1 protein-coding gene is annotated in these 259 nt (G+C 43.2%); it reads left to right on the top strand.

The genetic code is table 11. From position 1 onward, the window contains the following. Positions 1 to 17 precede the first annotated feature (17 nt). Complete coding sequence (locus PL9631_RS25720; RefSeq protein ID WP_083622941.1) at positions 18 to 251, top strand: hypothetical protein; 234 nt, start codon at positions 18 to 20, stop codon at positions 249 to 251. Positions 252 to 259: the final 8 nt, after the last annotated feature.

Genomic DNA, 259 nt, shown 5'->3' with positions numbered 1-259 from the left:
TTTAGGAGCTAACTAAAATGCCAGCTATAAAAAAGCAAATTGTTACAGATGAGGATTTTAACCCTGTGGCGGTGATTATTAATTACCAAGATTGGCAAAGAATTGAGGCCTTATTGCAACGGCAAGGGGAAGAGCTTATAAGTCAATTAAAAGCGACTGAGGCGGTGGTATGGTCTCCACAGGTTGATCAGCCAGCAGTGCAATCTTTATCGGATTTGTTAGAAGCAGCACGGGGAGCGACTAATGCTTGAGGGTCAAC

The sequence above is a fragment of the Planktothrix paucivesiculata PCC 9631 genome, assembly GCF_900009265.2.
GTDB lineage: Bacteria > Cyanobacteriota > Cyanobacteriia > Cyanobacteriales > Microcoleaceae > Planktothrix > Planktothrix paucivesiculata.
The sequence above is the reverse complement of the archived record's forward strand: the minus strand, read 5'-3'. Positions and strand labels throughout refer to the sequence as shown.